Below are 8433 nucleotides of genomic sequence, written 5' to 3'. Positions count from 1 at the left end.
GAAAGCTCATTAGAAACCTGAGATTCTTTATCCCGAACGCGTTTTTCCACCTCCGAAATCTTCTTTTCTCGGCTAAAAATCACTTTTTCGTGTTCGGACTTTAATTCGATAAATTTCTCTTTGGCCTGTAAGATCTTGTCTTTCTTGATGGTTTCAGCCTCCGATTTGGCTTCCTTAAGAATGGAACCGGCACTCTTCTTGGCCGATTTTATAAGTTGAGATGCGTTATTTCTTTCAAAAAACTTTGCAATTAGAAATCCGACTGCTATTCCTATAATTGATGCTATAATTAGCGTAATGATATTATCCATGATATCTTGTTTTTGGGTAAAAAAAAAGCCTACATTAATAGTACTATTTTGAATAAACTCCTTAAAAACAAGTTTAGGGCTAACAAGCTGATCAAGTATCCGCTCAAAGACGGCGCGCTTTTACAACCTTAACTCACCCTTTTTAAAGAATCGTGTTGAGTTTACCAAAAAAATTATTAATGTAGGCAGTAACCTATTTATTTTAAAGAACGTTATACTAAATGCTCATTTAGCAACTGATTTAACGACTCAAGCTTCGCTTCTATGTGTCGTGTATCTGTTTCTTTATCAATTCCTTTTTGCTCTACCTGAGCTGCAAATTGCAATGCACACATGGCAAGTACATCCTGCTTATCCCTTACGGCGTAGCTTTTTTCGAACCGCTTAATCATTTCTTCTATCTTCTTTGTGGCCTTTCTAAGCCCTTCTTCTTGCTCGGGGTTAATTGTCAATGGGTATACCCTGTCTGCAATAGATAGCTTTATTTTTAATTGGTTCGACATGGAGTTCGTTTATTCAGAAAGTTGTACAATACATTGGTCAATTTCCCGAACTAAAGCATTTATTTTAAGTTTTGTTTCTCGTTTGTATTGGTCGCTGCCGAGCATTGAATTTGCTAATTTTAATGAACTGCACCTATCCTGCCATTTCTCAATATCCTGAAGGTATTGATTTTGTTCCGACTTTAAAATTTTTAGTTCTTCTTTTAAGGCTTGGTTCGATTGTTTCAGCTTTTCATGCCGGTCTAACAATGTACTTATCCTATTTTCAAGAGAATCAACAATTTCTGATAAGTCGCTCATTAAAATTTATTTCAATACTGCTTAGACAAAGTTAACACACGTGAGAGAATATGACAACTCTTTTCTATTATTTTTTGTAATATTGAATTTCAATAACAATAAAAAGAACGCCTCCCCATTATCTATAACGTACAAAGTTGCTATGAAGTCTATTAAACTGATTTTTATGCTGTTTTTTTTGGGAAATACAGCATTTGCTCAAAGTGATATTCCAACCGATTATTTTTCGAGTCCGCTCGATATCCCTCTAATTCTATCGGGTAGTTTTGGAGAATTGCGCAGCAACCACTTTCACAGCGGCTTCGATATTAAAACACAGCAAAAGGAAGGGTTTCCTGTCTATGCCCCTGCCGATGGTTATGTAAACCGAATTAAAGTAGCACACTATGGGTATGGTAAAGCGTTATACATTCAACATCCTAATGGCTATAGTACGGTATACGCCCATTTACAGAACTTTGCAGGTTCCATCCAAAACTATGTGAAAGACAACCAGTATAAGAAGGAGACTTTTGAGTTGGAACTATTCCCAGATGCGTCTTTGCTTCCTGTTTCAAAGGGAGATGTCATTGGGTATACCGGAAATACGGGCAGTAGTGGTGGTCCCCATCTCCATTTTGAAATACGTGATTCGGCATCTCGACCTATGAATCCTATGTTGTTTGGCATCGAAATTCCCGACTCCAAGAAGCCCATCATCAATTCGGTATTTGCGTATCCCATTGATGCCAATTCACATGTAGATCAGTCACAAAACCCGGTAAAATTAAGACTTAAGCTGCAAAAAGATGGTTCCTACATCACTGAAAAGATCGCCGGATTTGGCAAAATAGGCTTCGGAGTATCCACCAACGATCAACTGGATGGTGCTTCCAACAAAAATGGGGTCTATCAAATAAGATCGGTTTTTAATGGAGTGGAAAAATTCAATATACTTTTTGAGAAATTTTCGTTCGATGAAACCCGCTATTTAAATCGATTTATCGATTATGAATATTTTGTGAAGAACAAGAGCCGTGTTCAGAAATTATTCAGACAATCCAATAATCCACTCAGTATTATTAAAAACGAAGAAGACAATGGTTATGTGATACTGGAAGATGGCTTTTCTGCAACCTATACCATCGAAGTAACCGATTTCAAAAAGAATACCGTCATCATTACGATTCCTATGGAAGGAAAAAATTCGGAAATACTTGAAAAGAAAGACCTCAAAGAAACCGAAGATTATATCTATGCAGATCAAGCAACGTCCATTACGAAAGGAAAGTTTGGTATTTATATACCTTCAAATAGCCTGTATGAAGACACTTTTTTAGACATTCAAGTACAGGGGGATACCTTAAAACTTCACGAAGATGTGATTCCCCTTCATAAAAATATCACTATCACCATGGATGCGTCCAACTATAAGGCAGCAGATTTTGAAAAGCTCTATATTGGCCGACTTAATTATAAGGGGCAGCCCTATTACAACACAACCTATCGAAAGGGAGATAAGCTATCTACCAATACCAGAACATTTGGCACCTATACCCTGGCCATGGATACCATTGCCCCAAGCATCAAACCGCTAAACTTTGAAAATGGCAAGTGGATAAGTAAAAATTCGACGCTACAACTAAAAATTGAAGACGATCTAAGTGGCATTGGCAGCTACCGGGCGACGGTGAATGGAAAGTTTATTTTAATGGAATATAATTACAAAAAAGACGTTTTAACCTATAATTTCAATGACAATGTCGTCATTGATTCTGAAAATAATTTGAAAGTAATTGTTGTCGATAATGTGGGAAATAGTGCTACATTTGAAGCAACCTTTTTCAGGAAATAATCATAAAATTTACTTTTGAAAGCGAAAATCTTACCTCTACTACTCCTTCTTTTATGTACAACCTCCCTCATGTTGGCGCAAAAAGCGACCGTGAAAGGGATTATTTTGGACGACTTCAATAAACCCTTGCCCGGTGTAAATATTTCGTTCAGCACCAATGCGGGAACTCAAACAGATATCAATGGATATTACTTTTTGGAAATTCCTGCCAACGAGGCTGTGACGATAACCTTTTCGTATGTTGGGTTTAAAAATGTTCGCCTTACGGTGACCTTGCGTCCTAATGACGACTACGAGTTCAATCCGGTGATGAAAACCGATGTCGAACAAATTGGTGAAGTGGTGCTATCCAGAAAAAAGCAAAAGCAGATCGAAGGCATACAAACCATTAGCCCGGATATAATCCGTAAAATGGTTGGAGCCAATCCAGGAGTGGAAAATTTGCTGAAATCACTACCCGGTGTTAGCGGTAATGACGAATTAAGCACCCAATACAATGTACGAGGTGGAAATTACGATGAGAACCTTGTTTATGTAAATGAAATTGAAGTCTACCGCCCTTTTCTTATACGAAGCGGACAGCAAGAAGGACTCAGCTTTGTGAATAGTGATCTTACGCGATCCGTCGATTTCTCTGCAGGTGGATTTCAAGCAAAATACGGCGATAAATTATCTTCGGTATTAGATATTGAATATAGACAGCCAGCCGACTTTGGAGCCAGTGCAGATATTAGTTTGCTAGGAGCTAGTGTGGCTGTAGAAGGTATTTCAAAGAGTGAACGCTTACGCGGAATTGTAGGTCTGCGATATCGGGACAATAGCTTATTTGTAAAAGCGAAGCAAACAGAAACCAATTTCCAGCCTAAGTTCGCCGATGCCCAAACCTATCTTACCTATAAGTTTTCCAATAAATTCGAGCTGGGATTTTTAGGTAATATATCTATCAATCAGTACGATTACCAACCACTTACACGACAAACGAACTTTGGTACCCTGGCCGATCCTATCGCGCTATTAGTGTTTTATGAAGGACAGGAAGAAGATCGCTACAATACTTTTTTTGGAGCATTTAAAGGTACCTATGTAGCCTCAGAGAATTACACCGCCAAGTTTATTGCCTCTGCCTATCAAACAACCGAACAGGAATATTTCGATATTTTAGCGCAATACCGTTTGGGAGAGGTAAATACAGACATTGGTGATGAGAATTTAGGCGATGTAGAATTCAGTGAGGGCATTGGAGGTCAGCTAACCCACGCCAGAAACGATCTGGATGCTCTTATCTTTAACGTAGAACACAAAGGAAATCTTTCCCTGGATGATAATAAATTTGAATATGGCATCAAGTATACTCGCGAAGACATACGTGACCGGGTACAGGAATACGAAATTATCGATTCGGCCGGTTTTTCAATCCGTCCTCCAATAATCGATTTTTCTAACAATCAGCCATATACCCCGTACGACTCGCCTATTGTACCCTTTACCAATATCAGAGCTCAGAACGATGTTCAAATCGATCGTATTTCTGGCTATGTGCAATGGAGTCGAAGAACCACATTGGGTGAGAACGACCTATGGCTTAATGCCGGTGTTCGGGCACACAACTGGACAGTGAGTGGGGATGGTATCACTAGCACTTCGCAGATGGTTTTTAGTCCGCGTGGTCAAATATCGCTAAAGCCGAAATGGAAAATGGACATGGTATTTCGTCTTTCCGGCGGATTGTATCACCAGCCACCATTTTATCGCGAGTTACGAGATTCAACCGGAACGGTACGTCCCGGAGTAAAGGCACAGCAATCGGTTCATATCGTCTTTGGAAATGATTACAGCTTCGATTTATGGGGCAGACCTTTTACGTTAAATTCGGAAGTATATTACAAAGATCTAACCGATGTAAACCCTTATACCTTGGAAAACGTACGAATTCGATATAACGCCCGAAACAATGCCGTTGCTTATGCCTACGGAGTTGATTTGCGACTCGCGGGTGAATTCGTTCCCGGCACCGAGAGCTGGGTAAGTTTTGGTTATTTGAAGACAGAGGAAAATATTGACGACAGAGGATTTATCTTCCGCCCAACCGATCAACGATTGAAATTTGGGGTACTTTTTCAAGATTACGTAAAAATAATTCCCGATCTAAAAATGTACTTGAATATGGTGTACAACACCGGTCTTCCCGGTGGTTCACCCAGTTATGCAGATCCGTATAACTTCCAGACAAGGCTACCCGATTATAAGCGTGCCGATGTAGGTGTTTCCTATGTGATTGTGAGTCAGGATAAACTACGAGACAGCGGCTGGTTAAAGCCTTTCAAGGAATTGACCATTGGGGCAGAAATCTTTAATATTTTCGATGTGAGAAACTCAATCACAAATACCTTTGTCCGTGATGTGTACTCCAAAGTACAGTATTCAATACCCAATTTTCTTACACCCAGAGTTTTTAATGTAAGAGCCACTATGAAATTTTAATTAACTCTCCATAAAGGTTTTAAGTACACCAACTACATAATTTACCTCTTCTTTGGTGTTATAACTGGAGAATGAAAATCGGAGAGACGGTTTCTGTAAATCCACTTCAGAAAGAATTTCGTTTAAAACATGAGATCCATTAGAACTACCACTCTGACAGGCACTCCCTTTGGAGCAGGCAATTCCGTTTAAGTCTAATTGAAATAAGAGCATTAAGGCTTTTTCAGGTGGAATGGGCAAACATACGTTGAGCAGCGTATAGGTGCTGTTTTCATTGTCACCACAACTCCCGTTGAACTTCACACCCGGAATTTCCATTGTAAGTCGTTCTTTAAGGTAATCTTTGATTTCGGTGATGTGAATTCGTTCTTTATCCAAATGCTGGTAGGCCAGTTTCAACGCCTCTGCCATCCCTGCAATAGCATAAACAGCTTCTGTTCCTGCACGAAGGCCTCGTTCTTGTGAACCTCCATGAATTAACGGTTTTAGACCCGAGTTTTTTCTGATAAAGGCAAAACCGGCACCCTTGGGGCCATGAAATTTATGAGCCGCCACAGCGGCAAAATCAATTGGAATTTTAGAAAAATCGAGCTCATAATGCCCTACAGATTGAACCGTGTCACTATGAAACAAGGCATTGTATTTTTTACAAAGCTGTCCAACTCTTTCGATATCGAGTATATTTCCTATTTCATTGTTCACGTGCATTAGGCTTACGAGTGTTTTTTCGGAAGTATCCTTCAGTAATGCCTCCAAATGGTCATAATCAACTAATCCACAAGGATCCAAATTCACATATTCAACCGAAATACCACAACGTTGCTCCAACTCGGTAATCGAATGAAGCACCGCATGGTGCTCGATTTTACTCGTAATAATTCGGGTTACCTTAAGATCACAAACACAACTGTTCAATATCAAATTATCGGCTTCGGTACCACCGGAAGTAAAAATAATTTCGGCAGCTGTCACTTTCAAGTACGCGGCAATTTCCTTTCGTGCATTCTCAAGTACAGATTTAGCTGACCTCCCATAAGAGTGTGTAGATGAGGGGTTTCCGTATTCAGTTTTTAACACTTCAGAAATACATCGTATCACTTCATCTCGCACTTTAGTGGTAGCCGCGCTGTCGAAATATACTTTTTTCATGAGTCCGTATTTGTTTGTAGTATTGAGTCTACAACCTCCTTAAATTGAAAATTGCCCCGCAAAAATACGTATTAAAATAAATTATAGTAGTATCAGTTGGTAAGAAATGTGTTTCTTTGTATTTGATTGAAATATTTCAGTTTTATATATGAAAAAAACACTTGTTTTATTTCTAAGCTTCCTTGCATTTACCGCATGTAATGACGGCGACATCATTGTTACCAGCTTTGATTTTGATGAAACGAATCTTCAAACTTGTAAAGGAGCATCATCCTATGTATTTTATAAAATAAATAGCAATGCTACCGAAAGCATCTCATTGCGCATTACTACTTCCGACGAATTATTTTTAGAAAGTAGTACCCGTGAAATCGCTCTGGACGGCAGCTCAAATGTAGTTAATTATCGCAATTATGACGGCGAAATTACTAGTGGCTATTTCTGTAGCGCCATTCCACCTGTTGAACCACTGGTCACAGCCGATTATATAGGGGCATCGGGTGTTGCAATACTTATAACTGAAACCACTTTGGACGATAATGATGGGCTTGAAGAAGACATGAATAGCAATCTTGATACCGATATGGATGGTTTGTTAAATTTTTACGACCTGGACGACGATGGCGACAACGTTCCAACAGCACTTGAGTTAGGAGATGACCCATTAAATCCTAGAGATTCTGATGGAGATGGTATTGCGGACTATTTAGATTCCGATGACGACGGGGATGGTGTATTGACACGCTATGAGGCAGGAGGAGGCTTGGATCCTATAACAAATGTGACCGATCCCGCCGTAGGACCAGATTATTTAAACCCCGCAGTATCAACCGAGGTTATTATTGATGAATACCGTACGCATACCTACCAGCTTACCAGTGATATCCAACTTTCTTTTTCGGGCTTGGTTTTGACGAATGGGGAGGAAGAAATTACCTTAGAAACATTGAATTTAGGAGAGCAACAGCAAGTAGAGGATCGCGAAATAACGGTTACTCCCGAGTTCAATTAGCTGTTTTGTTCTGAAAAATATAAACCTCGGTAGCACCGCGACCGTATTTTTGGTAGTCCGCATCGTAAAACTGTATGTGCTCGTAGCGTTTCAACAAGAAATCCAATTCTACTTTTAATACACCCTCACCCACGCCGTGTATAAAGACAATACGCTGAATACGCTTCTTAAAAGCAAATTCTAGCTGTCTTTTTGCCTCATCCATCTGAATCGTCAACATATCGTAATTACTGAGACCTTTTTCGGATTTAACTAATTGATGAATATGAAGATCAACCACCATTGGAGGTAGTGTTCGCTCCTTGGGCTTCACTTTTATGGTCTTTTTTCGCTTTTTGGATTCTTTTTCAGAAATTATTTCTGAAATATTTTCTAAAGAAACATCCTTTTTTGAAAAGGCACCGGTCAGTCTAACTAACTCGTTTTTAGAATAGTGCATTTCGAATTCGTCCGAGGTCATCAAAGTAACATCATCGCCTGTAATTGCTGTAATTATCCCAACAATGTCGTCATCTAAAACAGCTACTTTTTCACCAATTTTCATAGTGTGAATTTATTAATTTTGAAGGAAATTACTACAAAAATCCGACTCTATTGTAGGAAAATTATAACCTACTCAGGATTAAAATCATACGATTTTTTGTATATAATGTATAAATATTCAAAATTATTTTTAAATTTACCTCGGAAATAGTGGAATTTTCCCCCCAGAAAACCCACGCTAAACCAGGATAAAATGAAAAACCTACTACTTCAAACAGCTATGCTGTTCATTTCTGCTGCGTCTATTGCACAGCTTTATGTAAAGCCGAATGGGGCTACCGATTCTTATGTTTATGTTAA

8 protein-coding genes and 1 other RNA gene are annotated in these 8433 nt (G+C 39.0%); 3 read left to right on the top strand and 6 right to left on the bottom strand.

What is annotated here, in order from left to right; all coding sequences use genetic code 11:
- From K8F54_RS02565 to K8F54_RS02550, 4 genes are all read right to left on the bottom strand, one after another.
- Window positions 1–311 (bottom strand): Rnase Y domain-containing protein (locus tag K8F54_RS02565; RefSeq protein ID WP_290786591.1); only part of this gene is annotated, 311 nt, incomplete at its 3' end.
- A gap of 54 nt (window positions 312–365) precedes the next feature.
- A non-coding RNA gene (ssrS, locus tag K8F54_RS02560) (6S RNA) lies at window positions 366–472 on the bottom strand.
- Window positions 473–523: 51 nt separating this feature from the next.
- Window positions 524–814, bottom strand: a complete 291-nt coding sequence (locus K8F54_RS02555; RefSeq protein ID WP_290786589.1) for a cell division protein ZapA — start codon at window positions 812–814, stop codon at window positions 524–526.
- A 9-nt stretch (window positions 815–823) separates the two neighbouring features.
- A complete protein-coding gene (locus tag K8F54_RS02550) occupies window positions 824–1114 on the bottom strand; it encodes a hypothetical protein (RefSeq protein ID WP_290786587.1) in 291 nt (96 codons plus the stop codon).
- A 166-nt stretch (window positions 1115–1280) separates the two neighbouring features.
- On the opposite strand from K8F54_RS02550, the gene K8F54_RS02545 reads away from it, so the two are divergent.
- Together K8F54_RS02545 and K8F54_RS02540 are read left to right on the top strand one after the other, a co-directional pair.
- Window positions 1281–2948 carry a M23 family metallopeptidase gene (locus tag K8F54_RS02545; RefSeq protein ID WP_290786584.1) on the top strand — a complete coding sequence of 556 codons (1668 nt, stop codon included), beginning with the start codon at window positions 1281–1283 and terminating at the stop codon, window positions 2946–2948.
- 69 nt (window positions 2949–3017) lie between these two features.
- Entirely contained in the window at window positions 3018–5429 is a 2412-nt protein-coding gene (locus K8F54_RS02540) for a carboxypeptidase-like regulatory domain-containing protein (protein WP_290786582.1), read from the top strand.
- Here the strand turns inward: K8F54_RS02540 and K8F54_RS02535 are convergent, their stop codons facing one another.
- Complete coding sequence (locus K8F54_RS02535; protein WP_290786580.1) at window positions 5430–6578, bottom strand: cysteine desulfurase family protein; 1149 nt, start codon at window positions 6576–6578, stop codon at window positions 5430–5432.
- Between the two features lie 148 nt (window positions 6579–6726).
- Here K8F54_RS02535 and K8F54_RS02530 point away from each other — a divergent pair, with 148 nt between their 5' ends.
- The gene (locus K8F54_RS02530; protein ID WP_290786578.1) at window positions 6727–7590 is read left to right on the top strand and encodes a hypothetical protein; all 864 of its coding nucleotides are present in this window, start codon (window positions 6727–6729) and stop codon (window positions 7588–7590) included.
- Here the strand turns inward: K8F54_RS02530 and K8F54_RS02525 are convergent.
- Window positions 7583–8134, bottom strand: coding sequence for a Smr/MutS family protein (locus K8F54_RS02525; protein WP_290786576.1), 552 nt, complete (start codon window positions 8132–8134; stop codon window positions 7583–7585). The two genes, K8F54_RS02530 and K8F54_RS02525, sit on opposite strands and share 8 nt — an antisense overlap.
- Window positions 8135–8433 lie beyond the last annotated feature (299 nt).

Origin of the sequence: Altibacter sp., assembly GCF_019913785.1 — a bacterium.
Taxonomy (GTDB): Bacteria; Bacteroidota; Bacteroidia; order Flavobacteriales; family Flavobacteriaceae; genus Altibacter.
Note: the sequence above shows the minus strand (reverse complement) of the source record. Positions and strands in the feature narration are given on the sequence as shown.

Bases quoted from the DNA above. Each gene is read 5' to 3' on its own strand.
- K8F54_RS02535 (WP_290786580.1), bottom strand. From the start codon at position 6,578: ATGAAAAAAGTATATTTCGACAGCGCGGCTACCACTAAAGTGCGAGAT.
- K8F54_RS02545 (WP_290786584.1), top strand. From the start codon at position 1,281: ATGCTGTTTTTTTTGGGAAATACAGCATTTGCTCAAAGTGATATTCCA.
- K8F54_RS02525 (WP_290786576.1), bottom strand. From the start codon at position 8,134: ATGAAAATTGGTGAAAAAGTAGCTGTTTTAGATGACGACATTGTTGGG.
- K8F54_RS02555 (WP_290786589.1), bottom strand. From the start codon at position 814: ATGTCGAACCAATTAAAAATAAAGCTATCTATTGCAGACAGGGTATAC.
- K8F54_RS02530 (WP_290786578.1), top strand. From the start codon at position 6,727: ATGAAAAAAACACTTGTTTTATTTCTAAGCTTCCTTGCATTTACCGCA.
- K8F54_RS02550 (WP_290786587.1), bottom strand. From the start codon at position 1,114: ATGAGCGACTTATCAGAAATTGTTGATTCTCTTGAAAATAGGATAAGT.
- K8F54_RS02540 (WP_290786582.1), top strand. From the start codon at position 3,018: ATGTTGGCGCAAAAAGCGACCGTGAAAGGGATTATTTTGGACGACTTC.